The organism is Nocardia sp. NPDC052566 (assembly GCF_044547285.1).
Taxonomy (GTDB): Bacteria; Actinomycetota; Actinomycetes; order Mycobacteriales; family Mycobacteriaceae; genus Nocardia.
The window spans coordinates 924,923-950,975 of sequence record NZ_JBIUAF010000005.1 but is presented as its reverse complement, the minus strand read 5'-3'; the positions used below and the strand labels follow the sequence as shown (position 1 = coordinate 950,975).

Annotated in this window: 22 protein-coding genes and 1 pseudogene; 4 read left to right on the top strand and 19 right to left on the bottom strand. The window is 66.7% G+C overall.

The window, feature by feature from the left end:
• Positions 1-14: 14 nt before the first annotated feature.
• The 9 genes from ACIG5A_RS29310 to ACIG5A_RS29270 form a co-directional block, all read right to left on the bottom strand.
• A complete protein-coding gene (locus ACIG5A_RS29310; RefSeq protein ID WP_397245727.1) occupies positions 15-245 on the bottom strand; it encodes a hypothetical protein in 231 nt (76 codons plus the stop codon).
• A complete protein-coding gene (locus ACIG5A_RS29305; RefSeq protein WP_397245725.1) occupies positions 245-1,159 on the bottom strand; it encodes an alpha/beta fold hydrolase in 915 nt (304 codons plus the stop codon). The genes ACIG5A_RS29310 and ACIG5A_RS29305 overlap by 1 nt, the downstream gene beginning before the upstream one ends.
• A gap of 119 nt (positions 1,160-1,278) precedes the next feature.
• On the bottom strand, positions 1,279-1,575 hold the full coding sequence (locus ACIG5A_RS29300; RefSeq protein WP_397245723.1) for a hypothetical protein: 297 nt from the start codon (positions 1,573-1,575) through the stop codon (positions 1,279-1,281).
• Positions 1,572-2,207 carry a hypothetical protein gene (locus ACIG5A_RS29295; RefSeq protein ID WP_397245721.1) on the bottom strand — a complete coding sequence of 212 codons (636 nt, stop codon included), beginning with the start codon at positions 2,205-2,207 and terminating at the stop codon, positions 1,572-1,574. The genes ACIG5A_RS29300 and ACIG5A_RS29295 overlap by 4 nt, the downstream gene beginning before the upstream one ends.
• 4 nt (positions 2,208-2,211) lie before the next feature.
• Positions 2,212-2,718: a hypothetical protein gene (locus ACIG5A_RS29290; protein WP_397245719.1), complete on the bottom strand. Its 507-nt coding sequence runs from the start codon at positions 2,716-2,718 to the stop codon at positions 2,212-2,214.
• A 316-nt stretch (positions 2,719-3,034) separates the two neighbouring features.
• Positions 3,035-4,516: a cutinase family protein gene (locus ACIG5A_RS29285; protein ID WP_397245717.1), complete on the bottom strand. Its 1,482-nt coding sequence runs from the start codon at positions 4,514-4,516 to the stop codon at positions 3,035-3,037.
• A gap of 138 nt (positions 4,517-4,654) precedes the next feature.
• Entirely contained in the window at positions 4,655-5,776 is a 1,122-nt protein-coding gene (locus tag ACIG5A_RS29280) for a lipase family protein (protein WP_397245715.1), read from the bottom strand.
• The gene (locus ACIG5A_RS29275) at positions 5,773-6,945 is read right to left on the bottom strand and encodes a cutinase family protein (protein ID WP_397245713.1); all 1,173 of its coding nucleotides are present in this window, start codon (positions 6,943-6,945) and stop codon (positions 5,773-5,775) included. The genes ACIG5A_RS29280 and ACIG5A_RS29275 overlap by 4 nt, the downstream gene beginning before the upstream one ends.
• Before the next feature lie 65 nt (positions 6,946-7,010).
• Entirely contained in the window at positions 7,011-7,577 is a 567-nt protein-coding gene (locus ACIG5A_RS29270) for a hypothetical protein (protein WP_397245710.1), read from the bottom strand.
• A gap of 1,036 nt (positions 7,578-8,613) precedes the next feature.
• Here ACIG5A_RS29270 and ACIG5A_RS29265 point away from each other — a divergent pair.
• Complete coding sequence (locus ACIG5A_RS29265; protein WP_397245708.1) at positions 8,614-9,369, top strand: helix-turn-helix domain-containing protein; 756 nt, start codon at positions 8,614-8,616, stop codon at positions 9,367-9,369.
• A 330-nt stretch (positions 9,370-9,699) separates the two neighbouring features.
• Here ACIG5A_RS29265 and ACIG5A_RS29260 read toward each other — a convergent pair whose 3' ends face one another.
• The gene (locus tag ACIG5A_RS29260) at positions 9,700-10,770 is read right to left on the bottom strand and encodes a methyltransferase (RefSeq protein ID WP_397245706.1); all 1,071 of its coding nucleotides are present in this window, start codon (positions 10,768-10,770) and stop codon (positions 9,700-9,702) included.
• A gap of 474 nt (positions 10,771-11,244) precedes the next feature.
• Here ACIG5A_RS29260 and ACIG5A_RS29255 point away from each other — a divergent pair, with 474 nt between their 5' ends.
• Complete coding sequence (locus tag ACIG5A_RS29255; RefSeq protein WP_397245703.1) at positions 11,245-12,069, top strand: helix-turn-helix domain-containing protein; 825 nt, start codon at positions 11,245-11,247, stop codon at positions 12,067-12,069.
• A 222-nt stretch (positions 12,070-12,291) separates the two neighbouring features.
• On the opposite strand, the gene ACIG5A_RS29250 is transcribed toward ACIG5A_RS29255, so the two are convergent.
• The 3 genes and pseudogenes from ACIG5A_RS29250 to ACIG5A_RS29240 all read right to left on the bottom strand — a co-directional run.
• Positions 12,292-12,921: a hypothetical protein gene (locus tag ACIG5A_RS29250; protein ID WP_397245701.1), complete on the bottom strand. Its 630-nt coding sequence runs from the start codon at positions 12,919-12,921 to the stop codon at positions 12,292-12,294.
• 891 nt (positions 12,922-13,812) lie between these two features.
• Positions 13,813-15,384: a recombinase zinc beta ribbon domain-containing protein gene (locus ACIG5A_RS29245; RefSeq protein ID WP_397245699.1), complete on the bottom strand. Its 1,572-nt coding sequence runs from the start codon at positions 15,382-15,384 to the stop codon at positions 13,813-13,815.
• 38 nt (positions 15,385-15,422) lie between these two features.
• Positions 15,423-15,620, bottom strand: a pseudogene (locus ACIG5A_RS29240) (transcriptional regulator); the annotation flags it as partial.
• Between the two features lie 345 nt (positions 15,621-15,965).
• Here ACIG5A_RS29240 and ACIG5A_RS29235 point away from each other — a divergent pair.
• On the top strand, positions 15,966-16,160 hold the full coding sequence (locus tag ACIG5A_RS29235; protein ID WP_397245697.1) for a hypothetical protein: 195 nt from the start codon (positions 15,966-15,968) through the stop codon (positions 16,158-16,160).
• A 24-nt stretch (positions 16,161-16,184) separates the two neighbouring features.
• Here ACIG5A_RS29235 and ACIG5A_RS29230 read toward each other — a convergent pair whose 3' ends face one another.
• Together ACIG5A_RS29230 and ACIG5A_RS29225 are read right to left on the bottom strand one after the other, a co-directional pair.
• Positions 16,185-16,832, bottom strand: a complete 648-nt coding sequence (locus tag ACIG5A_RS29230) for a response regulator (protein ID WP_397245695.1) — start codon at positions 16,830-16,832, stop codon at positions 16,185-16,187.
• Positions 16,829-17,929 (bottom strand): sensor histidine kinase, encoded by a 1,101-nt coding sequence (locus ACIG5A_RS29225; RefSeq protein WP_397245693.1) that lies wholly within the window; start codon positions 17,927-17,929, stop codon positions 16,829-16,831. Before ACIG5A_RS29225 ends, ACIG5A_RS29230 begins: the two co-directional genes overlap by 4 nt.
• A 414-nt stretch (positions 17,930-18,343) precedes the next feature.
• Here ACIG5A_RS29225 and ACIG5A_RS29220 point away from each other — a divergent pair, with 414 nt between their 5' ends.
• Entirely contained in the window at positions 18,344-19,771 is a 1,428-nt protein-coding gene (locus ACIG5A_RS29220) for an MFS transporter (RefSeq protein WP_397245691.1), read from the top strand.
• A gap of 20 nt (positions 19,772-19,791) precedes the next feature.
• Here the strand turns inward: ACIG5A_RS29220 and ACIG5A_RS29215 are convergent, their stop codons facing one another.
• The 4 genes from ACIG5A_RS29215 to ACIG5A_RS29200 all read right to left on the bottom strand — a co-directional run bounded on the left by ACIG5A_RS29215 (position 19,792) and on the right by ACIG5A_RS29200 (position 25,911).
• Positions 19,792-21,003: a tetratricopeptide repeat protein gene (locus ACIG5A_RS29215; protein WP_397245689.1), complete on the bottom strand. Its 1,212-nt coding sequence runs from the start codon at positions 21,001-21,003 to the stop codon at positions 19,792-19,794.
• Positions 21,004-21,066: 63 nt separating this feature from the next.
• Positions 21,067-22,671: an LCP family protein gene (locus ACIG5A_RS29210; protein ID WP_397245687.1), complete on the bottom strand. Its 1,605-nt coding sequence runs from the start codon at positions 22,669-22,671 to the stop codon at positions 21,067-21,069.
• A gap of 103 nt (positions 22,672-22,774) precedes the next feature.
• Entirely contained in the window at positions 22,775-22,990 is a 216-nt protein-coding gene (locus ACIG5A_RS29205) for a hypothetical protein (protein ID WP_397245685.1), read from the bottom strand.
• A gap of 65 nt (positions 22,991-23,055) precedes the next feature.
• The gene (locus tag ACIG5A_RS29200) at positions 23,056-25,911 is read right to left on the bottom strand and encodes an ATP-binding protein (protein WP_397245683.1); all 2,856 of its coding nucleotides are present in this window, start codon (positions 25,909-25,911) and stop codon (positions 23,056-23,058) included.
• Between the last annotated feature and the right edge of the window lie 142 nt (positions 25,912-26,053).

Here is a 26,053-nt window from a genome sequence, read left to right as displayed (position 1 = left end):
TCCACAGCTGTTGATCATTTGGGGATGACGGCTACTGCCAGTCCGCTGGCGGTGGACAGCAGCAGCGCGGCGGCGAGTGCGCCGACCAGTCCTTCGACCGCTTCTTCGCGATACATCCGCGCGGCGAGCTGTCCGCCGACCCAGATGGTGCGGGCGATACAGAGCAACAGCACACACCACGCCAGGTAGCCCAGCAGTTGCAGCAACGGCGACATCACTTCTGTCGGTAGCGGTTTGGCGATCATCAGCCGACCTCCCGCTCCGCGTCGGCGATATCGACCTCCGCCAACGCTTCGAGCGCACCGCTGGCGTGCTGATAGGCGATCTCCAAACCGCGCAGCACCGGCCCGCTCGCGCGGGCAGGGTCGTTGTAGGGCAGGGAATGTCCTGCACCAGTGAGGGTTTCGGTGTCTGCCCAAATCAGTTCGGCGAGGAAGCGGCTGTGCCCGGGGGTGATGACGGTGTCGAGCTCACCGCTGATCACCAGAGTCGGCACGCTCCGCAGGATGGTGCTGGCGTTGCGGGTGAGGCTGTATCGGGAGTAGGCACCCAGGTGTTGGCTCCTCGTCAGCGCGCTCACCTGCCGCTCAGGTAGCAGCGGCGCGGCGAAGCGGCGTTGCCGTGGGGCCTCGTAGAGCGCGGCGAGCAGAGGGTCGCGGGTGTCGCGGCGTCGACCGAACCGCGCGGCGCGCCGATGCGGCCAGATCTGGTCCAGCGCCGGTGATTCGGGTAGATGTGCGGCTGCGGCGAACATGACCACGGCTGCGAGGGTGCGGGCGCGCTGGGGGTAGCGCTCGGCGTAGGCGTGCACGATCATCGACGCCAGCGAGTGCGTCACCAGCACGACATGACCGGTAGCGCGGGTGAGCACGGCATCGAGATCGTCGGCCAGCTGCGCCACCTCCAGTGGCGTATCGACGTTCGACCCGCCGGAATGGCCGTGTCCGCGTTGGTCATAGGTGATCTGGACGATGCCGCCGTCGAGGTGGCGGTCCAGGTAGGACGTCAGTGGTGTCCAGTAGCTGGCGTCTGCTCCTGGGCCGTGCAGGTAGGCCAAAGTTGCTGGTGCTTTGGGGCTGCCGAGCCGCGTGACCGACAGCAGTGTCTCGTCGGTGGCGGTCACCGACAGCAGGTGAGGTTGGGAGGCCGAGGTGTTCATGGATATCGGTTCCTGATCGCTTGTTGGGATGGCATATCGCTGACCGGTCGGGTTCGATCGCGAACGTTGGCGCTGGTTGACACTGGTTGTGATTCAGGTGACTTCGCTTCGCGCGGTGGTCATCCGCCGCCAGTGACGACGGCGTTCATGATCAGTCCGGCGCTGGTGGAAACGATGCCGCCGAACAGTGCGGCAAGGATGATCTTCGGGCTCTCCACGGCACCGCCATGCCATCGCTCCCACCCGAATTTCCCGCCCGCGTAGATCAGTGCGGAGATACCGGCGAGCATCACAAGCCACGACAGGTAGTTCACGACGTTGATCAGCTTTTCCGAGCCGGGAGGGGGTTTGGGATTGATCTGAATCTGCTGCGCCAGGACGGCAGCGGTGTCCGCGAGTAATGCCGCGGTGCTCACGGCTGGTCCTGTGTGTCGATGCGTTGAGCAGCAGCGGCCAGTCGGCCGATGATGTCGGCGCCGACGCGATGCACGTCGGCGGGTACCGCGCGTTCCAGATGGGTGCGCCGCGGCGGGGGCGGATCGAAGGGGGCATATTCGGCCAGTTCGGCGAGTTCGCGCGCGACAAGCTCGTCGTGCCAGCCGATGTCGTAGACCTGCTCGACCAACTCGGCCAGGACTGTCCGATACCGGCGTACCGGAGCGGGCACGCGTCCTGGCCGGATTGGTGTCAGCACGAGACCGATCACGCTCACGCCCTCCGGTGCGAGCCCGGCATGCCATTCACGCAGTCGATCGGCCGCGGCGGTAAGCCCTGGCATGCACAGCCGGGCGGCGACGAGAACACGTTGAGTGGTCCGCGGTGAGCTGGGCCAGGCTTGTCCAGTGTCGGCGGCCGGAGCCCACCAGCGGGCCAAGGTCGAGGTTGCGGCACCGCCGTGAGCGCCGAGAACGGCGAACAACGGTGGATGGGGGCCGCAAACCAGCAGCGGGCTGGTGCGCACCGGCGCTCGCAGTTCGGGTGCGGCGACGGTGTCGGGATCCAGTCGTTGCGGGCGGGGGCGGTGCGCGCGGATCGGCAAGGCGTTCATCGGTTTACGCCTGGTTCTGGATGTTGGTGATCACCGCGGTGCCGCCGGTGACACGAATGTTGATCAGTTGCAGGTAGTCCATCCGTTGGCCGTCGGCGCGCAACTCCGCGACGTGCACACGGGCGGCGGTCTCGGCGATCGCGGTAATCGCGACGCAGTGCCGTGTCCCGGCAGGAATGGAAGCCATCCCCGCCGCGAGCCCCTCGGCCGCGATGCCCGTGTCAGGTGCCAGTAGTTTCAGTGCCGCGTCGAGTTTGCCTGCGTAGTAGGCGCGTTCGAATGCCACGATCACACCGGTGAGACTGTCGGGCCTGCCGTCTCCGTCGGTAACGGTCGTCCCCGACAACCCCGCACACGCGCCCAGGTTCGCCAGCGTGCTAGTTGTAGTGGGCGGTGCCGCAGTCGCACTCGGCCCCGCGTCGACGATCGAGGGCGCCGAAGTCGGCTGCCACAGCATGATCGCCACCAGCGCGGCACCGGTGAGGACTACAGCGCCGACTGCGATGCCCACGACACGACGCGATGCCCAGCGGCCAGCTTGGACTGGCCCGATGCTCGCGGCCGGCGGGTAGTCGTCGAGTCCCCCTGTGTCCGAATCACCGTAGCCAAGGCGAGTGCGCGGCGAGATCGGTTGAGCTGCAGCGGGTTCGGCCAGTTCGAGCCATCCGCTGCCATGTTCGGGCCGGATGCCGGGGATGGGGCCGCCGATGCTCATGGAGTTCACCTCCTCGGGTCTGCGTTTCAGGAATTGGGGTCCTCCGGGGGACGGCGCAAGGGGTGGACGCCAGCAATCGGGTACAACTGGGTCCCGCCGCCCCCCGAAGGAGTCATGGGCCGCGGCGGCCACTCGTCGTGGACGGCGACGCGGTAGCGGCCGGGCTGGTTATCGGAGGGGTGGCCGTCGTCGACGGTGCGAGGGTCACGGTGTTGGGCGGCTTCGGCGTGACCGAAGATGGTGTGATGGGGGCGAGGTCGCGGGCTGCTGCGGTGAGCCAGGCGGCGATTGCGGCGGTGGCGCTGCGCCCGTCGGGGGTGGCCGGGGTTGTTTGGTAGGAGCTGTGGCGGCCGCTGGTGTCGCTGTATTGGGCGGTGCTGGCCAGGGCGTAGAGCTCACGCTGATCGGTGACCGTGCTGGTGATCGCGGTGAAGGCTTCGTTGATCCACCGCAATCCGGTCTGTGGTGGGATCAACTCCATTGCCGCGGCGCCGACTTTTCCGGCGAGGACACCGAGCGCGGCCCAGGGATTGGCCATCCCGACGGTGGCCAATTCAGCGATCGTCGCGGGGGTGATCACCTTCTGCGCAATCGAGATGACGGTGTTCAGTCCGATCGTCCCGAGCTTCATCAGTGCCGCGAGCGCATCGTTACCGGTCGGTGCCGCGGTCGCGGGATTGGAGGCTTCAGCGAGGCGCTGGCCCAGAGGCTTGGCCGGTTGGTAGGACAGCTGATCGAGGCTGTTGCCGGTGAGGTCTTCGTTGATGACGCCGACAGCGGTACCGAACACGGTCGCTGAAAGTGCTTGGGCGATGGTCGATATCGCTGCGATCGGGTCGCGAAGATCCGAGCGGGCGGTGATGTTGGCGGCGGTCGCAGCCAGCGGGCTCCCGGATGGTGTGTCGCAGGTGGCATCACCCGCGACACATAGATCCGCGATACGTCCGGTTAGTGCGCCGTAATTCGGCTGTGCGGCGGCGCTGATCCCTGCTCCGGTGGCGCCCGAAATGGTCAGCTGGATCGATGCGACGTTGGTGCCGGCCGTGCCAGGTACTGGGGCGGGAGTGCTGGTGTTCGGGCGGCCGGGGAGCACGGGTGCGCCCGTGGCCCGGTGGGGATTAGCCATGAGCGCGACCGCGGCGACCTGCTCGGCGGTGACATGCGCAGTGCCTGCCCCCACCCGCTCAGCCCAGCTCGCGACAGCGGGCGCACCGTGTGCGTAGCCGACAGCGGCGATTTTCGTTGCCACGCATCGTGTTACGACCTCCGCGGCGGTCGTGTCGAGTCGTTGCGACGCCGCGTCGACCGCGGCGTCGTACGGCTGCGGTTCACCAATATCGCTGCCTCCGAAGGGAATGTAGGCGTGCTGCACCAGGTTCGGAACGGCGGCCGACACGGGCGCGAAAACGGGACCGAGCGCGCCGGTGTCGGTGGTAGCGGCCGCGTCCGGGGAGGTCTCATCCGCGCCCTGCACACCGAGCAGGTACAGCGCTGGACAACTCTGCCCCAGCGGCGCGCCAGTCTCCGGTGTCGCGGCGACCGGCACCCGACCAGCACTCAGCACAACTGCCGCCGCGAGCGCAGCTACTGCCACAGGTACTGTCTGTGTCATGGTGTGTCGCATCGGATTTCACCTCCGTTCGGCGTGAGGTTGGTTTTGGCTGGCCTACCCGCACCGGGATGCGAGGGGGGTTGCGATGCGGGTAGGCCAGGTGCCCCAGCGGGGCGGGAATCAGGTCTGAGAAGGTCGCGGGCGAGCCGGCTGCTGGAGGTAGCCGGCCAGGCGTGCGACGGCTTCGTCGGCGCCGTCCAAAGCGGTGCGCAGGTGATGGGTGTCGTATTCGCGCATGCTCACCTCGACACCTAGGAGCTGGTAGGAGCTGAACAGCGCACGCCCCTGTTCGACGGGCACAAGTGTGTCGGCGCTGCCGTGATAGAGGTGCACCGGTGCTTGCGGAGCTCGACGTCCGGCTCCCTCGTGGGTAAGCACGTATCGCCAGATGGCGTCGGCCCACGGATCCGGGCGTTCACACCAGTGCGCGAGCGGCTGCGGAAAGCTCGCCAGGATCTCAGCTGCGTCCATGCGCGCGGCCTGCGCAGCCGCCGCCTGTCCCGCACTAGTGAGCACATGGCCGGTTGGCAGGTGCGGATACGCACGCCCCAGTCCAATCAAGCCCGCCAGCCCCAACCCGGACCAGGGACCACCGTCCAGTCCGGCGATCACCGCCGCCGGGTCGGCGACGACGGCACCGGCGGCGACACCACGCACGTCCAGCTGTGGTGCGTACTCATCAGCCATCTGGCCCGCCCAGATCGCGGCGCGCCCGCCATCGGCGTAGCCCCACAACGCGATCGGCGCGTCCGGGTTGTCGACGCCGGGCAGGTTGCTGGCGGCACGGGCGATGTCGAGCGCGGTGTAGGCCGCTGAGTATCCCGACAGCCAGGTGTGCGCGCCTACCCCCGCCATGCCGAGGCCTTGCCCGTCGCTGACAGCGACGGTCCAGCCACGCGCCAGCGCGTCCCCGATCCGATCGGCCTCCGGTTCAACACCAGCGGCGAGCAGTTGCGAGGGCGCACTGTCATTGCCGCCGAGACCGTGAAAACTGGTGCAGTACACCAGTACCGGGCCCGGCCCTGTCATCGCGGTCGTGTCGGGGATGATCACCATCCCTGACACCGGAATCGACTCTCCCAGCGGTGTGCGAGAAACGTAGACGATCTGCGAGGCCACCCCTGCTTGCAGTTGAGGTGCGATCACTGCGCGGGCACGTAGGACGTCTCCTGGGCGGTGGCTTTCGGTGATGGTCTCAGCGTGGAAAAACGTGTCTACGGTGTCGTGGTCGCTGTGTGTCATCGGTATCTTCCTGCGATGTCGTTGGCGAGGGCGATGAGCCAGGCGATCCCGGCATCGAGTTGTCCGGACAGGGCGTAGCCGTTGTGACGGGCCACGGTGTCGGCGAAACGCAGCCACACCGCCGGGTTGATCAGGTCGGCGTTGTCTGCCACCAACCGCGCCCACCCGGCAGCGAGCTGTCCGACGAAGGCCGGTATCGCGAGCGGGGCGGCGGCCAGCGTCGCGGTGATCTCGGCCCATCGCGCGTTGGCTGCCGCGGTGTCCTCGGCGGTTGGTGTGGGTAGGCGAGGGTCAGCGGCGGCGATGATCCGCTCGGCCAGGCTTTGCTGGGGCAGGTAGGCGACGCCGCCCGGCGCGAGCTGGATGTCGTTCAGGATCACCGCGGTCCATGCCCCGTTGAGCGCGGCATGCAGTCCGGTGTTCACCGATCCCAGCGCGGCAAGTGGGTTGCGCAGGTCGGCTTGGGCGAACAATTCCGCGCCGAACCGCAGCAGGGCGGCGCGGTCGGGCGCCGAGCAGGCCAGGTCCCCGTCGTCGCAGATGTCGGCGACGCGCCCGGTCAGGGCACCGTAATCGGCGTTGGTTTCGGCGATTCCCGAACCGGGTACTGATTTGCTGCTCAGGTGCACCCCCGCTACCGCGCCGCCGCTGGTACCGGGAGCCGGATCAGGGGTGCTTTGCCCTGGCCGCCCCGGCAATACCGGTGCGCCAGGCGCGCGTTCAGGGTTGGCGTACAACGCGATCCCCGCGACCCGCTCAGCACCCACCGGCCCCGCTCCGGCGCCCACATCACGGGCGAGTGAGGCCATCGCCTGAGCCCCTTGGGAATACGCCACACCGGCGACAAGCGTCGACGGGCATGCCGAGGCGATCTCGCTGAATGCGGCGTCCAGGCGTGCACGGGCGTCGGTCACCGACACTACGTACGGATCAACACTTCCACCTGGGACTACCCCACCGAACCCGGCTCCGTAGGGAATGTAGCTGCGCTGTACCAATCCGGGAACCGCGGAGACCACCGGGCCGATCAATGCTCCGACAAGGCCGGTGTCCGCGAGCGGGTCAGCGGTCAGCGAGGACTGGCCGGTGCCCTGGACGCCCACCACGTACAGGGCTGGACAAGCGGGACCGATCGGCACCGAAAACCCGGTGCCCGCTGCGGCAGTCATGGTCACACCTGTCGCGATCGCAATCGCGACAGCACCGCTGCGCATCCCTCGAACCTTCGATGGGCTCATTGCCCAACTCCGACGCCAGCACCGAAACCCGCGCCCACCACGGCACCGGCCACGGCGCCGAGGGCTGCAGCAGGAATTCCGACAACCGCCGCGCCCGCGGCAGCACCGGCTGCCGCGCCGAGTGCGGTGCCAGCGACTCCCGAAGTCACGGTGCCGATTACCGGCACTGCCACGATGGTGCCCAAAGCGGCACCGACGATCCCACCGACCGTTCCGCCGATCGCTCCACCGACCGCAGCGCCCACTGCGGCGATCGGCGCGCCGGTGATCGTCGTACCGATAGCTCCTCCAACTGCTCCCCCAGCCAGAGTGGCGCCGCTGACGCGGTCGGACCGTCCAGGACGGATGCCGATCGAGTCGAGCGCTTGCGCCGCTTGGGCTTCGGCGCCCGCAGCGACGTTGTTGATGGTGTCGCGGACCTCGACTGGCAGCCAGTCAGGGCTCGGGACCTCGAACTGACCAACACGAATTGTGTTGGGCGGCGGTTCAATCGGCGCGACGGGCGGCACCGGCTCTGGCAGGTGCAGATCCTGAAGCTGGACAGGCGGCGCAGGATCGCTCATCGACGGCGCCGACCGCGACGGCTGGTGGTTGCGAACCTCGGGCGGTTGTTCGCGGTAGGCCGGTGGCGCAGATTCGGGCGCTGGTTCCGGCGCTCGCGGAGGCGGTGCCGCGCTGGTGCCCGGCTGTGCTGGGCTAGTAATGCCGGGCTGGTCTGCCACGACCATCGAGTGAGCCGACGCCACTGGCGGAATCGCGATCATGATGGCGACAGGCACTGCGCCAGCGGCGACAGCCCAGTAGCCGCGAGTCCACGGTCGGTGCGCCACTGCCAGACTCGGCAGGCCAGGCGTTGCGGCAGTCCGCTTTTCGGCATCGACGCTTGCCGCACATTCGGGGTTACATCTGTATTTGGGCATGCCAAATAGACCCTTCATCATGAGTGAGCAAGGAAATCTGTGCGTAAGAATTGCCCGTGTCATCGGGCTTGGACGCCTTCTGGCAGCAGAGTCGCTGCCAGAAGGCAGGTTTCGACGTCGGAATGCCGGTTTATCGGATGAACGGCAACAGCAGCGACAGCACCTGCCCCGCGACAGCCAGACCATTGGACACGAGCCCGAGTCCGGCGTTGACCCATCCGATGATCACCCATGGATCCACTGGTTGTTCCTCTCTCAAGAATTGTTCTGACCGGATCCATCAAAACCGCCAAAGCGCCTCGGCGGCTAGTGTTTTGGGCTGACAATCTTGCGCTACTTCAGGCGGCGTCAATTTGCGAATTCCCACATACGCTGCGCGAACTGCGGAAAAGTGAGGCTCGCAGCATCAGACAGCTCTTTTTCGAAATATCCTGCAGCAACTGGTGATTCGTGAGGCTGACCGACCATCGCCCCCACCCTCCACCGGCACCTCGGGCCCCGATCGTTCTTGCCGGTCGGTTCCCAGTCTGGTAGGACTTGAAACGTCTCGGGGGAGCCAATTCTCGTATCTGCCGAACGACATCCGGAGGAATGACATCGAAGAGAGGGGGAAATCCGCATGCATCGGACTCCCGCACCCACGCCAGATCGCAGACCGGTACACCGACGCCAAGTCGGGATGCCGGACCTACATCGGTGCTGTCGCGACTTCCGAGAGGGACTGCACAAGAGCCGGGCTCAGGCGTACCGTGCCACTGGAGTCGGACAGTCCTACATCAAGCAGATCGAAGACGGTACTCGGACACCATCGGTCGAAACGCTCGACAAGCTCATCGCTGGCTACGCCCTGACACCGGCGCAGGCGCAGTTCCTTCGTGAACTACGAATGCCATCCATCGCGCTTCCGCCTTTAGAACAAATGCGCCACGCGGTCCGTAACGATGCCACGTTCCTCGCACGTCTGCGCGAGCATCAGCACGAGGCTAAACCCGCCGCGTACATCGATCCTCTCTGGAACGTATTGGCTGCCAACGATGCATTCTTCAGGGCGCTGCCTGGCGTCGAGCGCTCCGTGTCAGTCCTAGCGTGGTTGTTCACCCCGGCGGCCAAGCAGGTGCTCGTCGAATGGGATTCCGAGGCATCCCAGGCCATTGCGATTATCAAAGCGATACTCGGCAGACACCGCAACACGGCTCAGGCTCGAGAACTGATGAGGCATCTCGGCCCGAATCTCGACGTCAGACGGATTTGGCTCGATAGCATCGAGATTTCGTACGGTCGCGGAGCCAGTACTCCAATCCATCTGCGCGATCAGGATACCGGCGAGCCAATATCGTATCTCTACACAACCAATGTGGACGATCCACGACGATCGCCGTACCTCTTCTTGATATCCGCAGTCCCAAAACCATATTCCGGTCCAGCAGATCTATAAATACACTGCGCCGCAGAGGGATTCACTCCCCCGCGATCGCAACTACCCGACACTCCTTAAAACGGATGCCTAGGGCCAGCCCGGCTCGCCACCATCGCTCTCCGGACCGGGGCCACCAATCCACCGGGAATCTCAGCCACGTGAACAGCGACATCCAGCGGCCGCAGCATGAACAGGTCACGGGCTCAGCGCGGCGAATCGACAAATGATGGCATCGGGCCGCGCCCGCTGGATGCAAGCTCAACAAGCGAGAATCCAGTCCGACGGCTTCACTGTCCTCTCCACACGGTCGCCGCCAGCCGAAGTGGCGACGACGGGCGGTGCTGACGGTTATGGCTTGAACGCCAGGATGATTCTGTTGGTGGTCACCGATTGACATGGAATCGTTCTGATATCGCCGAAGCCGCTGTCGGTCAACCACCCGATGTACTCGCCGGCCGAGTAGTTCTTGCCACCAACAGTTTCGACAAGCATGTTCATCCCCACAAGCGCCGCCCGCGCAGGCCCGGTATGCTCTTCATTCAGCACATCTTCCAAGATGATGATCATGCCTCCAGAAGGCAGAGCACGAGCACATTTTTCCAGGATCATGCGTCCGGTTTCCTCATCCCAATCATGAAGAACCGCAGACAAAGTGATGGTGTCATACCCACTCGGCAGGTCATCGTCTTTGATGAAGTCACCCGGCTCGGTCGAAATCCGGTCTCCTAGGCCTGCTTCGATGACTTTTCGCGCCGCGATCTCACAGACAAACGGCAACTCAAAGACCGCTGCCAGTAACGTCGGAAATGCTTTGCAGGCCTCAATCGCCAGCGCGCCCGAGCCGCCGCCAAGATCAAGAAGCGCCTTCCGTTCAGATAGGCTCGGAACAGCTTGCGTCAACACTCGCCCAGTAAAGCTTGACATCGAATGCATGGCCTCCCAGAACATCGACACGACCAGCTGATCGTCGCGGTCGAAGACACTCTCCTGGTCGTCTGGATTCCAAGTCGTCGGCCGATTGGTGCGCAATGCGGTAGGGAGGTTGTGCCAGCCTGGATATCCGCGACGATCGGCGTATCGAATGAACCCACCGAAATAATAGGGGCGCCCTTCTACCAAAAAAGAGTTCGACAGCGGCGAATTCATATATAGTTGCCCGCGCTTGTCCAGTAGCCCTAGAGATGCACATGCGGCAAGCAGCAGATCCGCAGGCCGCTCCTGAATACCCAACTCGCCCGCGACCTGCTCGCGCGTCAGTCCTCCCGAACGTTCCATCACCCCAAAGAGATCCAGTTCGATAGCCGCAGCCAACGTCTTTGCCGCCCAGCCCCCCGTAACTAGTTCGAACAGGGGGATCGGGGTGAGATTTCCCGCAGCTTTGTCGGCAGCGAAGGACGTCTCAGTATCGATGTCGCTCACTCACAGCCTCCCTAAGAATAACTATCAACGCACGCGGGGTGCCGTGGGATACCCCGCCACCGAGCGCATCTGACGCTAGCAGAAGTTCCACTGCCACACAGGATCTCCAGCCCAGATAGATCGGTTATCCCAAGGGCATAGCATGTCAGCGAAATTCGCGCATCACCATGCTCGAATCCGACTAGAACCCTCAGCATATGCCATTCCGAAATATATTGCGAACAGCAACATCTGACTGCTTTTGACGCTCACAGCCTCAAACAAAACTCAAGCACATTTTGCCACGCTCGGGGATGACCGCCGTGACAGATCGAGCAGATCGCTAATGCGTCGCAAACGATCCGCACGTACCCCAGATTGCTCGACGAACAGTGGTTCTGGTAGGAACGACAACACAAGTCGCACAGGGGAAATCACGGAACGTACTCGTCAACCGCCATGCTCGAAAGCCCCAAAGGGGAGGGTGGAGCCCGCATGAGAGAGAATCCCGGTACAGGCGCCAGCGCTGAACCTCACCGCTTGCTCCGTCGTCAGCAAGCACGTGTCCCGACGCTGCCGGAATACCTGAAGCAGGTCCGGGTCCAGCAGAAGCCGAAGCTGTCCCGAAGGAACGCCGAGAGCAAGACCGGCGTCAGCGAACACTACATCCGCGATATCGAGACCGGGCAGCGTCAACCCAGCGCACACACGATCGAACAGTTGATCGCCGGCTACCAACTGATCCCGCCACAAGCACGGCATGTGCGCGAACTACTCGCGCCCCCAATAGATCTGACGCCCACCGAGACACTACATTCTCAAGTTCACCGGTCTCAGGGCCTGCTCGACCATATGAGCATCCTCGAGGACCGCGGCGTGCTAGCGGCGTACGTCGATCCCCTACTCAACGTATTGCTACTCAACAAGCACATGCTACGGGCTTACCCCCGGCTCGACGAGGTCGGCAACGTCGCCCCATGGATCTTCGGCCCCTACTCCCGCGGCGTCCTCACCGACCGCGCCAACGAGGCCGACCAGGTCGTCGCCCTCCTCAAAGCCGTCATGGGACGGCACCGCAACGCACCTCAAACAACGCACCTACTGAGCCGCCTACGACCCAACAACGACTTCAACCGAATTTGGACCACTCGCACTCGCATCGCGTATGGCCGAGAGACCACCGACTATCTCCGCTGGCGCGACCAGATCACGGGAGAGAGGTTCGCAGCCAGCATCTACAGCACCGACGTGGAAGTTCCAGATGTCGTGCTCTACCTCGCCTTTCACAAGCGAGACAACGATATTCGCGGAGACACCTGACGCGGGAGAGTCAGTCGGGCCGCGGAGCCGAATCGGCCCTGACGTGCGTCGCGTTCGACCTCGGAACGTGGCGTCGATGTTCTTGTCGGACATGGAATTTCCAGTCCTCGTCGAAGTTGTCGTTGCCGGTGAGGGCGCGCAGGGAGGGATGCACTCGGCGCCGCGGTCCGGACCTGCGCCACCGAATCCAAGCCGCGCTCTTCGTGACCGTCGGATCCGTGGTCAGAACAACCGCAGCAGATACTCCAGAAGCGCCAGCCACAGAAGGCGCAGGAGCGGGTCGAATTCGAAAGTGATGACCACCGATGGTGCTGCGTCAGCGTCAGCGGTAGTGAAGATCGCCCCGGGTTGGCCGATCGATGAACCGGCGCCGCCACCGGAGCCGCCGCCACCCGAAACGCCGTGGTACCCACCACAACCGCCCTGGGCGCCGCCGCCTCCTCCTCCGCCGCCAACTCCCGAACCGGCGGTCCCACCCGTTCCGCCGACGGGGTAGGACTCGCTGGAGATACAACTGTAGGTCGCGCTGGAACCTTGCCCATTCGTTCCGGCTTCGGCAGGGTTCGGGTTGCCCATGCGGCCGCCGCCCGCGGCAGGATTGGTCTGCCCTCCCGTCTCGAAAGTGTTGCCATGACCGCCCTCTTCCCCGCAGCCAGGGCAGTCGGCCTCGCCGGGGCCGCCGTTGCCACCCGTGCCCCCGGGACCTTTAGTGCCCGGTCCGCCGCCGCCTCCACCACCCGCCGCGACTATCAGCGCGACCCCGTCCTTGTGGATTGCTGAAGCGTCGCCGCCATCGCCGCCGTTGCCACCCGCGGCCATGTCGTTCTCTTTACGCCCCACCCAAATGTCCAACGTGGTCCCGGACCTGACATCGGAGCCCAGGTCAGATTCGACCCTCGCGCCGGACCCGCCTGTTCCACCACCGTTACCGCCGTCACCGCCTCGGCCCCCGATCGCGGTGGCGTGAATTCGGGTAACCGCAGAGGGCGGAAACGGGAGCGTGAGCTCATGCGCACCCGCCGTGTTGAACGTGCATGTCATCAAACGAGGACCAATGAGCAAATCCAATGATGCAGTGCATCCAGGGGGCAGCGGCGGTTGCGCCGACGCCTGCGCTGGAATCGACGTCACAGACATTCCCAGGAAAAGAGCACAGCCCCCGGCGAGAACCCGCAAACGCCACCAATGATTGTGCGGCCGCACCGATTTGGAGACAGTCGACGTCATCCGGGTTCCCTTCTGCCGCCCTCAGACCAACGCCCCGACACCTCTATCGTCACACAACGGTCCCAGCAGTCGTCCGCGAATGCTCCACGCCCACAAGGTCATCCCGCGCGCCGCGCACAACACTCGCAGAGGACTACCAGCTCGCAGCGTGATCAACAGTGTCAGGTAACGGCAGCGCATTGCTGCACCGCCGCCCCCTTCAGAACCGGATGGGTGTAGCTCCGCTGGAAGGACTTTGATCAGGCTGTGTGTTGGTAGTTGTCGGGGTGGACGCGCTGGTGTTCTCGGGTGAGGTTAAAATTGCCTGCAGCGATCGGAACCGAACCCCCTTGCTGCTGTCACGATGGCGACTAGGTCAACAGCCCGATTTGATTAACGGATTGAATGTCCTTAAGTGAGAGCACGTACCGCCTCCTCGTCCATCCAGCAGCGCAAATAGGTCAGTGCCGTCGCTAGACTCGCTCTGAAGCTCGGTAGGCCCACGCGTGGAACTCGGCGCGAAGGACTTCGCGATGGTCACCCCACTCGTCGCTCGATGCGAATCGTGTCAATGCCCGCGCCACCACCGAATCCCTTGCGTTTGCCGACCGCCGACAAAATCGTCACGTTCACGAGCGAACGTATTATGTCTCGTTTCGCCATCAGTGGTGTCTGTTCAGGATCGTTCCACTTCCTGCGGGCGTCATCGCCAGCCGCAGCGACCACGTGCGGCATCGGCACGGCCTCCTGAGCACGACGCTCCGCAGCCTTGAGGATGGGGTTCTTTTTCGCCTTGTACACCGCGATCTCCGCAGGAGTCAAGTCGGCGTCAACCGCATCGTTCAGCCACTTCTCATACGCAGCCCGGAGTTTACGAGCCTCGTCGAGCGCTGCCAATGCTCCCTCGTCGGTCCGAGTCAGCGACTGCAGGAGTGTCGGATCCTCCAACCGCCGCAGGACTACCTCCTCCACAAAATCCTCAACCAGTTCAGCCATCCGTGTCACGCAACCGCCCTTCCGGCACACGTAGTACCGGCCACGCTCCGGACGTTGACGGTGCACCACGGCGCTACCGCATCGCCCGCACCGTAGGATGCCAGACAGCAGCCACACTGGCTCACTTCCCCTGTGGGAACCTCGCTCTGGAGCGTTCAGGATCAATTTCAACCGGTCATGGTCGTCCAGGGAGATCAAGCCAACCCATGTGCCCTTCACGGTTAGCCGGTTTCCGTCCTCGTCCTCATGTACACGCAACCCTGCCGCGGCTTCGTTCAGCAGAACTCGCTTGACCATGTCGCTATCCCATGTCGTCCGCCAGCCCTTCGGACACGGGCAGGTCCGCCGATCCACTTTCTGCACCACACGCCGCCCATCCTTCACCGAACACCAGCTGCACGGAAATGCCTTGTCGTGACTAGGGATCAGCACTTCCTGCGCAGTCAACCACCGAGCGATTTGATACGTGTTCTCTAAATTGAGTGCACGCCTGGCCATCTCACGAAATACGGGAGCATTCTCAGGACAGTGCTCACGCCCCAAAGACCGCCCACGCCGGTAGGCAATTCGGAAACCGAAGCTCTCTGGCCCATGCGGCTTCCCATCCGCGAAGTTCTGAGCCAAAGCCCGCATCGAGTCCAGGCGATTGCGTTCCGGTGCATGCTCGTCCTCGACCGCATCCTGTGCGACCCTCCTACGATCGTCCGGATCGTTCATATCGTAGAGCACACCAGCGTAATACCAATACACACCGAATTCGGCGCAGAGATCGCGCAATTCGGCCATATCTCCTACCTTGCGATTCGCCCTCGACGACGACCAATTCACCAGAACGCCGCCCGGGACCTCGCCCCGCTTGACTCGACCAGCTACCTTCGTCAACTCCTGGCGCAACTCCTCCCGACCAGGTCGATCCTTCCTAGCATGGCGCGTTGCTCCGACCGCGCCCTCGTCGATCACCCGGCCCACAGGCCAACCGAAGCTACGACACTCCCCCCGCCCCCAGGCGATCTGCTCCTTCGGTGAACGTTCACTCTTGTGCTTCCCAGCCTTGGAAACGCGCGCCTGAATAATGGCCACCAAACCGGGAAGATCCTTGGGACTCAACGGCATAACCCCAGGCTAGGCCGTGTGCCACCCTTTCCGCACTACACCCACGTGTACCACGTAATTCCGATTCCGGACAGCTGCGCGACCTCTTCCCGCCGCAACCCGGGGGTACGCCGCCGCGGCCCCGGCGGCAAGCCGACGTCCTCCGGGGTGATCCGCGCACGCCGCGACTTCAGGAACGTGCCCAACTCGGCGCGACGCGCCTTCCGTACCGCCTGCACATCGACAACCCCAGCCATACCGCCATCCTTCCGGAAGTCGCTAGCAGCATCCAGGTGGTGTCAGTACTAGTTTTCGGGCCGTGCGTCACACCTCGATCGAGCCCGGTCACCATGTGCGGACGTTGTTGCGCTCGTGCATCATCCGGGTATCGGCAGTTTGCCGACCGGGAGTGTGGAAAATATCCTCGGCAGGAACAGTACTGCTCCCCCGACCATGACCGTCGCCTCGTCGTGGCGTGGTCGGACGGCGCGAATCGGATGAAGGTGGTGAGTGCGGTGTCGGCGGACATGGTGAAATGCCGCGGCTGCGAGAACCAGTGGCCTGCCTCTGCGTACAAGGCATGCCACTGCACGCAGTGTCATTTGACGTTCGCCGGCGAACCGGCGGCGACGGCGCACTTCGATGTCAGCTACGGGCGCCGCAAGCCCTACGTGCGATGCAAATCACCCGAGGACGCCAATCTGGTGCGAGTGGACCGCGAATACGACTGCTGGGACACCGCGCGCTCGCCCCGGCAGCAGCCGAACCGTGCCGCGGCCGCGGCCGCGGCCGCGTAATACGTTCCGTATATCGGCCGTACCTCACACCTCCCCGGCCTGATGGACCAGGATGGCCACCTGGGTCCGGTTCTGCAGGCTCAGTTTTCCGATGGCGCGGCTGAGGTGGACCTTGACGGTGGCTTCGCTCATGAACAGGCGCGCGGCGATCTCGGCGTTGCCGGCACCGGTCGCGACGGCGACCGCGACCTCGCGTTCGCGGTCGGTGAGCACGTCCAGCTTGCTCTTGGCCGCGGCGAGCTTCGACTCGGTGCCGCGGGCGAATCGGCCGAGCAGCCGTTTCGTCACGGTCGGTGCGAGCATCGCGTCCCCGGCGGCCACCACTTCGACCGCGCGGGCCAGGTCGGCGGGTGGCGTGTCCTTGAGCAGGAAGCCCGCGGCACCGGATTCCAATGCGGCATAGACGTATTCGTCGAGGTCGAAGGTGGTCAGAACGACGACGGCGGGCGCGTCGGGCAACGCGCGCACGCGCCGGGTGACCTCGAGACCGTCGACCCGCGGCATCCGGATATCGGTGACGACGACGTCCGGGCGGTGCTTGTGCACCAGCTCCACCGCGAGCGCGCCGTCGTCGCCGGTGGCCACCACCTCGATGGCGGCCGAGGCGCCGAGGATCATCGCGATCCCGTCACGCACCAGCTGTTCGTCGTCCAGGACGATCACCCGAATCACGCGGCTTCCCTTTCCAATTCGAAGGTGGCGGCGACGCGGAAGCCGCCGCCGGGCTCGGCGGCGGTGGTGAGCGCGCCGCCTGCCTGCTCCACCCGTTCGCGCATGCCGATCAAACCCAATCCGCCACCGGAGTCGGCGCGGGATGCGCCCGGATCGTTGCGGACCAGCACGGTCAGCGCGGTGTCGCTGACCGCGACCCGCACCCAGATCTCCGCGCCCGCAGCGTGTTTGGCGGCATTGGTGAGCGATTCCTGGATCAGCCGGTAGACCGCGCGGCCCACCGCGCCCGGCACCTGCGGCATGGTGTCGGGCAGGCTCACCCGCAGCCGCTCGCCGTGCGCGATCGCACCGTCCATCAGGTCGCGCACACCATCCAGGCTCGGTGCGGGATGCAGCGGCGCCTCTCCGTCGGCACGCAGCACGCCGAGCATTTCGCGCATCTCCGCCAGCGCCGCCGCCGCGGTGGTGCGGATCGCGGCGGCCGAGGTCGCTGCGACACCATCGCTGGTCACCTCGAGCGCGCCCGCCTGCACGGTGATCTGCGAGATACGGTGTGCGACAACGTCGTGCAGCTCGCGGGCGATGTGCGCGCGTTCCTGCGTGACGGCGGTGGCGGCGCGCAGATCCCGTTCGCGTTCGGCTTGTTCGGCGCGCTCGCGCAGGCTGTCGAACAGTTCGCGGCGCTGGGCCAGCCACAACCCGAACAGCGCGGGGGTGACGGCGAGGCAGAACGCCACCACGACCACGAGGCCCGTCGGCGCCGTCATCGGCCCGCCCCACGGCACCAGCACCAGGACGATCGTCACGACGACACCGATCCAGGTGCTGCGCCGATTGCCGTTGCGCCAGGCCAGGGTGAACACGACGAGCAGCGCGGGCACGAGCATGCCGTTGAGGACCATGGCGGCCGACGCGACGGCGAACGCGACGAACGGGTAGCGCCGCCGCACCAGCAGCGCGAGGCCCGCCGCGCACGCGACGAACGACGCCACCGCCACCGGCGCGACGCCGATCGGCGATTGCAACGCCTGCATGTATCCGAGGTAGGCGGCGGCGCCTGCCAGCACCAGATCTACGGCAATCGACCAGCGAAACATTCGTGCCACCCTATTCACCGCACCGCGCACCGAACCACTCACCGGGTGCGGCGCATCGATGTCCGGCATCCACGCGGCGAGCGCCCTGGGCGATCCGCCCCTGTCGTTCGCTCCGGCCACGCGCTTCGATCACCGGCACCACCTTGTCTCGGGCCGCCCCATCGGCGGCCGACCGAACTCAACACTGCGCGCATCGCAAGGCACGCGCATCCGGCGATCGGTGAGTCGCGCCTACACCGTTCGGCGTAGGCGTGTGGAGATCGACCACCGGATCAGTACGCGCCCGTACTTCGCTACGGCCGGGGCCCGAAACCTCGGCGGCGGCAGTTGTCGCGATGACTTATCCAGGTGTTGCCGGTACCCGTTTCAACAGGCTCCTGTTACTGGTGTCGAAACGCGCGCAAGCTTCACCACATGACACAGACTTTGCCGCCGACCACGGCGCCCGCGACGACGACGGGCGCCGGATCGGCACGGCGAACCTTCGCCATCCTCGCCGTTATCCTCACCGGACAGTTCATGGCGGTGCTCGATTCCTCCATCGTGAACGTCGCCATTCCGTCCATCCGCGCGTCGCTGCACACCAGCGGCTCCGCACTGCAATTGATCGTCGCCGGGTATGTCATCGCCTATGCGGTGCTGCTGGTGACCGGTGCGCGCCTGGGTGACCGGTTCACTCAGCGGCGCGCGTTCATCGCCGGGCTCGCCCTGTTCACCGCCGCCTCGCTGGCCTGCGGGCTGGCATGGAACGAGATCTCGCTGATCGCCTTCCGTTTCGCGCAGGGCGTCGGCGCCGCGGCGATGGTGCCGCAGGTGATGACGCTCATCCAGCGCAACTTCACGGGCAATGCCAGGGCCAAGGCGCTGAGCGTGTACTCCGCCATCATCTCCGGCGCCATGGTGATCGGGCAGGTGCTCGGCGGCCTGATCATCAACGCCGACCTGTTCGGCAGCGGCTGGCGCGGCGTATTTCTCGTGAACGTGCCGATCGGCCTGGTGCTGCTCGTTCTCGCGCCGCGCATGCTTCCGGCGGCGACCGCGCGCTTCGATCGCAAGCTGGATCTGGCCGGGCTGGCCATGCTGACCGTGTCGGTGCTGCTGTTCGTGCTGCCGCTCGTCCTCGGCCGGGAACAGGATTGGCCGCTGTGGGCGTGGCTCGCGCTGGGCGCCAGCGTCTTCGGTATCGCGGCCTTCGTGCTGATCGAACGGGCGGTGCACCGCCGGGGTGGTGAGCCGCTGTTCGCCCAGCGCGTGCTCGCCGCGCCGGGTCTGATACTCGCCGCCGCAACGCTTTTCGTCATCATGGCGACCTTCGGCGGCTGGCTGTTCGTGATGGCCGTCCACCTGCAGAGCACCCTCGGCTACAGCGCGCTGCATGCCGGGCTGCTGTTCATCCCCGTCGGTGCGACCTTCGCCGTGACCAGCCTGAATTGGGAACGCATCCCCCCGCGCTACCACGCGGGCATGATCCCCGCCGGTCTGGTGCTCGCGGCCGCCTCGATGGTGTGGCTCGGCACGCTGCTGCGCGACGGCGCGGATCTCGGAGTGGCGGCCATGGCCGGCCTCGGCCTGATGGGTATCGGCAACGGACTCGCCTTCAGCCCGCTCATGACACGCACGCTGGCCAAGGTCCCGACCGAACTCGCCTCCGATGCCAGCGGCATCCTGGTCACCAACGTCCAGCTCGGCATCGTCGTCGGCATCGCCTGCTTCGGTTCGATCTTCCTCGGCCTCGCGGGCGCCACCACCCTCTCGGCCGCACACGCGCTGGGCGGCACGGCGATCGCCGAGGGTGTGACGGTGCTGATCGCCGCCGCGCTCTCGGCCAGGGCGGCGCGCTGACCGCCACCCGATAGTCCGTGTCACACAGATCCCGGCGTCCTGTCGACAGGGCGCCGGGATCCGAGCATCTCCGCCGCGTAGGCGGCCATTACGGAGTTGCCGATCTCCTCGAAAATCGCTCGCGCCGCCCGCAATTCGGGCTCTCCCTCCTTGCCGAGCAGCATCAGCGCGGTACCGAGTTCCAGCCGCCCGTTCGCCTCGCACCACCGCTCGTGGCCGTGCACCGCGACATCGATCGTCCGCCGCGCCACCACCGCCATCCGATCGAAGCGCCGCAGCAGAGCAAGCATATTCGCCAGCCCGATCAGGGCGAAGCAGTAGTTCTTCCGATTCCCGCCCGCGGCGAGCACATCGACCGCCTGCTCCCAGACCGACACCGCCTCGTCGAGCCGCTCGACCTGTTCGAGTTTCGCCGCGAGCCGAACGAGCAACTCCGCCTTGCGATCCGGGTCGCCGGTCTCCGGCCAGGCGGCCACCCCCGCCCGCAGCGCCTCGACCGCGGCGCTCGTGCGCCCCGCGTCATCGAGTGCGATGCCGAGCTGATGCAGCATCCCCGCATGCCGCGCCGCATCCCCCTCCCCCGCGTATATACCTGCCGCGGTGCGGAATTCGGCCCCGGCCTCGTCGTGCCTGCCGAGCCCGCGGTAGGCGTACCCGAGGGTGGCGAGCGCGGCGGCCTCCCTGCCGCGATCGCCGGTCGCGCAATGTGTTCGAACGGCCTGCTCCCCCGCGCCGACCGCATCGGCGAACCGTCCCGCGTCGACCAGCGCGCTCGCGAGATTGTTCAGCCCCTCGCCGAGCAGCATCAGATCGTCACCGTGCGACAGCAGCACCACCGCCTCCCGGTGCGCGCCCACCGATTCGCCGCGACGGCCCGCATCCCGCTCCAGCCGACCGAGGTACATGAGTTCCACTGCCGCACACCGGGTCTCCCCCATGGCATGCCACCATCGGCAGGCGTCCTTGCACACCGTGATCGCCTCGTCGACCCGGCCCATCGCCGCCAAGGCATCCGCCCTGTCGTGCGAGGCGGCCGCCATCCGGTACTCGTCGGCGCCGAGGCGGATCTGCCCCGTCCGCCCGAGCACCGCGCCTAGTAACTCCACCGCCCCCGCCACCCCCGCCGGATCACCGGTCTCACGGCACGCGCGCAACCGAGCGCGCAGGTAGTCGATCGCTTCATCGAGACGACCCGCTTGCACCAGCGTGTCGACGGTATGGGACTCGTTCATCGAGGAACAGGGTAAACGAACCCTACAGGCTGGTCAGTCGCCTGAAATGCGATGCGCGACCGACTATTTCACACAGGGAATGCCGTTGGCCTCCATGCTCGACAGGTCGGTGGGGGCCGGGGCCTTGGTGCCGGAGGCGGTGGCGGAGACCGGGGGCGGTGGGGTGGTGGTGACCGTGGGAGTTGTTGCGGTGGTCGGCTCTTGGGAGAGGTCGGTGGCCGTCGTGGCCAGGAACGGGGAGTCGGTGCCGAGGGTGAGGCGGACGGTGCTCGCGGCGACGGCGGTGGATTTGGCCGCGGTGAGGCCGAGCTGGTCGGCGAGGGCGGTGGCGGCGGCCTCGCCGCCGGTGCCGTAATGGATCGTGCTGGTGGTGAGGATGGGGCCGGTGCTCGGCTCGCCGCGCGTGAAACCCAGGGTGGACAGCTGTTGTTCGACGCGCGCGGCCAAACCCTGGCGGCCGGTGCTGTTGACGATGTTCAGCACGATGCCGTCGGCGGCGGCGATGGCCGTCGTGGTCGCCGGGGTGCTCGTGGTGCTGGATGCGCTGGTGCCGAGCAGGTTTCGGACGATGCCGCGAATTTCGGTGGTATCGACGATATTGATGTCCTCGCCCTCGGCGTTGGTGCCGAATTCCTTGACGGGCAAGGTGAACAACGACATGCCGCCCGAGGACAGTGCCGACGCCTGTTTGAGGAAGTCGGTCAGATCGAGGCCCGCGTCGATGGCGATGTTCTGTTTGGCCACGTCGAGCAGCCCGCGCGCCCGGCCGGGATCGGTGATCACACCGCTGTCCTGGAGCTTGCGGATCAGCGACACGATGAACGCCTGCTGGCGGCGGGTGCGGTCGAGGTCGGTGAAGTTGAGCGATTCGTCGGGATCGCGGCGCTGGCGCACGAAGGCCATGGCTTGCGAGGCGTCGATCTCCTGCGGCCCCTTGCGGAAGTCGGCGCCGGAGAAGTCGTCGGAGGTCTTCTGGTTCAGGCACACCGTGATCGGCTGTACCACCTGCGCGATCTGGAAGAACGCCACCAGCGTCACCTCGACGAAGTGGTCGATCGGCACACCGCCGAGAAAGGTACGCACCGTGGTGATCTCGGCCTTGCGCCCGGCCTCGCGCGCCTGCTGCTCGAGCGCGACCTCGTCCTTGATGCCCTGTTTGGTGAGCTTGTTCTTGGCGATCTGATAGGCGAAACCGTAGGCCTGCTTGATCTTTCCCTTGCACGGCGCGGAATCGCACGATTGATCGGCCAGCTGCACCCAGTCGTCGCGCGGGATGGAGATCGCGGTGGCGCGCGAGCCGTCGCCGGGCACGTGCACCAGGATCAGCACATTCGAGTTGTAGCCGCCGACGCTGTCATCGCCCGCGTGCAGCGCGTCGTACATATCCTTGGGCAGCGGTTTACCGCGCTGATCCAGGCGACTGTCCAGTCCCATGATGAGGATGTTCTGGTCCTTGCCCACCGATTTCGGGCCGTCGTCGAGGACCTTCGAGGTGGTGACCCCGGACATCGCGTCCTGGTAGTTCTTCCACACCACACCGGTGACGATCAGCACGAACGCCGCGAACAGCGCGACGCACACCCGCGCGATCGCCAGCAGCCACACCGTCGACCGCCGCGGTGGGCGCGCGTGCCGACGCCGAGCGGGATACTCACCAGTGTTGGCCACTCCGTCGAATATAGCCGTCGTACGGCGCGCCCAGGTCCGGGTGTGTCAACCTCCGCCCGGCGGGGTGGAGCGCCGTCCGCCGCTCCACCCCGGTGGCGCACGATCAGCTGTGGGTCAGGTACCACGGGCCGGTGGCCGGGCCGGGGCATTCGAAATCCGCCCACTCGCCGTTGAGGATGCCCTGGCTGCCGCGATCGACGCAGTCGACGTGCGAGGTGAACGGGCCGATCGGCTCGCCCGGCGCCGCGTCGGCCACGCCGAAACCGATCGTGAACAGGCCCGCTGCGGTGAGCGTCAATGTGGCGATGCGACGGATCATGTGTGTACTCCCTGGTGTCGGTGTCGCGCGGGAACGCGCCGGACCGACCTTTCCCGCCGTACCTGTCAGTTCGGTTTCACCGGCGTTTCCACCGCGAGCGCATGTTCCACGTCGGCCAGCCTGCGCACATACCGCGACCAGCCGAATCCGGTGTCGGCGTAGGCGGCGCGGGTGCCGCGGGCCAATGCCTGCGCCAGCTCGATATCGCCCTCCGCGTACGCCAGCGCCGCCGAGATCGGCCTGGCCGCGAGCCACGTGCTGCGGCCGGGCTCGGTATCGGCGTACACCCGCCGCAGCAGGGTGTGCGCCTCGGCCGGCTGGCCGCGGGCGATCAGCACATCGGCGAGATCGATATCGGCCGTGCCGATTTCACCGTCCATGAAGGACTGCGCGGTGCGGCAATGCATTTCGGCGGCCTCCAACCGGCCCGCCGCCACTTCGACCGCGGCCCTGACCTGTTCGTTGTGCGCGAGCATGTGCCGATCGTCGAGCCTGCGCGCGTAATCGTCGGATTCGCCCGCCGCGGCCAGCGCCGCCGCCGGATCACCGAGGGCGAGCAGCGCTTTCGCCTGATTGCTGAGACCTCGGCAGAGCCCGTGCTCGTTGCCGTCGGCGCGGTCGATCTCGGTCGCCCGCCGGTAGTCGGCGATCGCGGCGTGCGCGTCACCGGTGAGCAGCCGTGCGGTGGCGCGTGCGTCGAGGCAGGCGGTTTCGCTCTGCCGGTCCCCCGCGTCGTGCGCCAGTTCGGCCGCGGTGCCGAGCGAGGCGATGGCGTCCGCGAACCGCGCACGCTCGATATCGATCAGGCCGCGGTAATAGCGAATGCCTATGCTGAGCAACGTGTTGTCGTAGGAGCCGACCAATTCGGCGGCGGTATCCAGCAATTCGGCGGCCTCGTCGAGCCTGCCGACCATCATCGTGTGAAAAGACCAGCAGCTCAGCGCTTCCGCGCGCTCCTCGGTCGGTATCCGCGCCTCGCGCAGCACACGTTCGTAATAGCCGCCCGCCTCCGCGTACCAGGCGCGCATCAGCCACGGGCGGTGCATGGCGATGGCCAGGCGCACCGCACCGGCCGTACCCGCCGAAGTATCCAGCGCGGCACGGATATCGGCCCATTCGGCGAAGACCGCGGCCACCGCCTGCGCCGAACCGAAGCCGTACCGCTCCTCCGCGGCGCGCACGTGGTCGAGGCACCAGCGCACGTGCCGCTCGCGCGCGTCGTCGGCCTCACCGGCCGCGGTCAAGCGGGTCAGCGCGTGGTCGCGCACGGTTTCCAGCAGCGACAGCCGCCGGTAGTCGCCGTCGACGAGCACGGTGACCACATTCCGGCGCGACAGCTCCGCGAGCGCGGACGCGACCTGTTCGGCGTCCTCGGCGGGCAGCACCGCGGCGGCCGCCTCGGCGGAGAAACCGCCCGCGAACACCGCGACCCGGCGCAGTACCGATTGCGTTCGGGGATCGAGCAATTCATAGCTCCAATCCAGCGCCGCCCGCAGGCTGGTATGCCGCCCGCCCGCGGCGTCGCGCCGCCCGCCGACCAGCAGCCGCACCCGGTCCTCGATCCGCGCGGCCAGCTGTGCGACCGACAGCGTCCTGGTGAGCCCGGCCGCCAGCTCGATGCCGAGCGGCAGCCAGTCGACGGCCGCGCAGATCGTCACCGCGTCGGGCTGGGTGGCGGCATCGAGGGTGATCCCGGCGCGCTCGGCGAACAGCGCCAGGCTGGTCCGCCGATCCAGCGCGCCGACCAGGTGGACGCGCTCGCCCGCGCAGCCCAGCGGCACCTGGGACGTCACCAGGATGGTCAAACCCTGTGCCGTGCCGCAGAGTTCGGCGCCGAGCGCCGCGACGTCGGCGGCCAGGTGCTCGGCATTGTCGAGCACGAGCAGCGCGCCGTCCAACGCCGCGGCGAGCACCGGTAGCTCCGGTGCGCCGTCGAGCGCCGTCGCCATCGCGATCGCCTGCGCCACGGTGTCGCCACGGCGCACCGTGGCCAGTTCGACGAGCACGACGGCACGACCCGCCCGCGCGGCGCGCGTCGCCGCTTCCAAAGCCAGGCGCGACTTACCGCAGCCGGGCCCGCCGGTGACGGTGATCAGCCCCGGCTCGGCCAGCCGCACCGCGAGACCGCGCAATTCGTCGTCGCGCCCGAGAAATGCCGTGACCGGTACCGCCAGTGCGGGTTCGGCCACCGCGGCGACCACCCGCAGTGCCGGATCATGGCGCAGCATCCGCTGTTCCAGCTCCAGCGTCTTCGCCTCGGGCTCGGCGTCGAACGCACTGCTCAGGGCCTCGCGCAGGCGCCGGAGCCGGTCCAGCGCGTCGGCCTGCCTGCCCGCGCGGTACAGCGCGAGGGCGAGCAGCCGGTGCACCGCCTCGTCCGCCGGATGGGCCGCGGCCAATCCGGTCAGCTCGGCGAGCGCCTCGTGCACGGCGCCGAGTTCCAGCGCGGCGTGCAGCCCGGCGACGGTCAGCTCGAGCCGCAACTCGGCGAGCCTGCGCACCTCGGCGGCGGCGAAGGGCGCGCTCACCCCGGCCAGCGCGGCCCCGCGCCAGCAGCGCAGCGCGGCCCGCGTTTCCGCGCGCACCACCGCGTGCTGCCCGGCCTGCTGCGCGGCGCGGACCCGCGGCACCGCCGATTCCACCGCGTCCAGGTCGGAAAGCGTTGCGGTGATCCGGTATCCGGCCGCCGTGCGGACCAGTCGCTCGGCGCCGATGGTGGCGCGCAGCCGCGACATGACCAGCCACAACCGCTCCACCCGCCGCTCGTCACCCCACAGATCGGCCGCCAGCCTGCCGTCGGAGACCGCACCGCCGCGCGCGAGCGCGAGCCGCACGAGGGCGGCGCGCTCCAGTGGCCGCTGGACGGCGATGTCGACGGCGCCGATGCGCACCGTCACCGGACCGAGCACGAATACTTCCATATGTGGTGGAACCGTTTCCGGCACAGCGGATTCCGGTCAATGCCCCTTTCCGGCGCGCGGATGCCCACCTTATCCACCCGTCGTCCGGTACCGCGCGGTCGGCACGCACCAGCACACGCCGAAGCCGAAATCCGCCGTGTTG

Coding starts and splice junctions, on each gene's coding strand:
- ACIG5A_RS29310 (WP_397245727.1), bottom strand. CDS start 245: ATGATCGCCAAACCGCTACCGACAGAAGTGATGTCGCCGTTGCTGCAA.
- ACIG5A_RS29305 (WP_397245725.1), bottom strand. CDS start 1,159: ATGAACACCTCGGCCTCCCAACCTCACCTGCTGTCGGTGACCGCCACC.
- ACIG5A_RS29295 (WP_397245721.1), bottom strand. CDS start 2,207: ATGAACGCCTTGCCGATCCGCGCGCACCGCCCCCGCCCGCAACGACTG.
- ACIG5A_RS29280 (WP_397245715.1), bottom strand. CDS start 5,776: ATGACACACAGCGACCACGACACCGTAGACACGTTTTTCCACGCTGAG.
- ACIG5A_RS29275 (WP_397245713.1), bottom strand. CDS start 6,945: ATGACTGCCGCAGCGGGCACCGGGTTTTCGGTGCCGATCGGTCCCGCT.
- ACIG5A_RS29270 (WP_397245710.1), bottom strand. CDS start 7,577: ATGAGCGATCCTGCGCCGCCTGTCCAGCTTCAGGATCTGCACCTGCCA.
- ACIG5A_RS29265 (WP_397245708.1), top strand. CDS start 8,614: ATGCCGGACCTACATCGGTGCTGTCGCGACTTCCGAGAGGGACTGCAC.
- ACIG5A_RS29255 (WP_397245703.1), top strand. CDS start 11,245: ATGAGAGAGAATCCCGGTACAGGCGCCAGCGCTGAACCTCACCGCTTG.
- ACIG5A_RS29245 (WP_397245699.1), bottom strand. CDS start 15,384: ATGCCGTTGAGTCCCAAGGATCTTCCCGGTTTGGTGGCCATTATTCAG.
- ACIG5A_RS29225 (WP_397245693.1), bottom strand. CDS start 17,929: ATGTTTCGCTGGTCGATTGCCGTAGATCTGGTGCTGGCAGGCGCCGCC.
- ACIG5A_RS29220 (WP_397245691.1), top strand. CDS start 18,344: ATGACACAGACTTTGCCGCCGACCACGGCGCCCGCGACGACGACGGGC.
- ACIG5A_RS29215 (WP_397245689.1), bottom strand. CDS start 21,003: ATGAACGAGTCCCATACCGTCGACACGCTGGTGCAAGCGGGTCGTCTC.
- ACIG5A_RS29205 (WP_397245685.1), bottom strand. CDS start 22,990: ATGATCCGTCGCATCGCCACATTGACGCTCACCGCAGCGGGCCTGTTC.
- ACIG5A_RS29200 (WP_397245683.1), bottom strand. CDS start 25,911: ATGGAAGTATTCGTGCTCGGTCCGGTGACGGTGCGCATCGGCGCCGTC.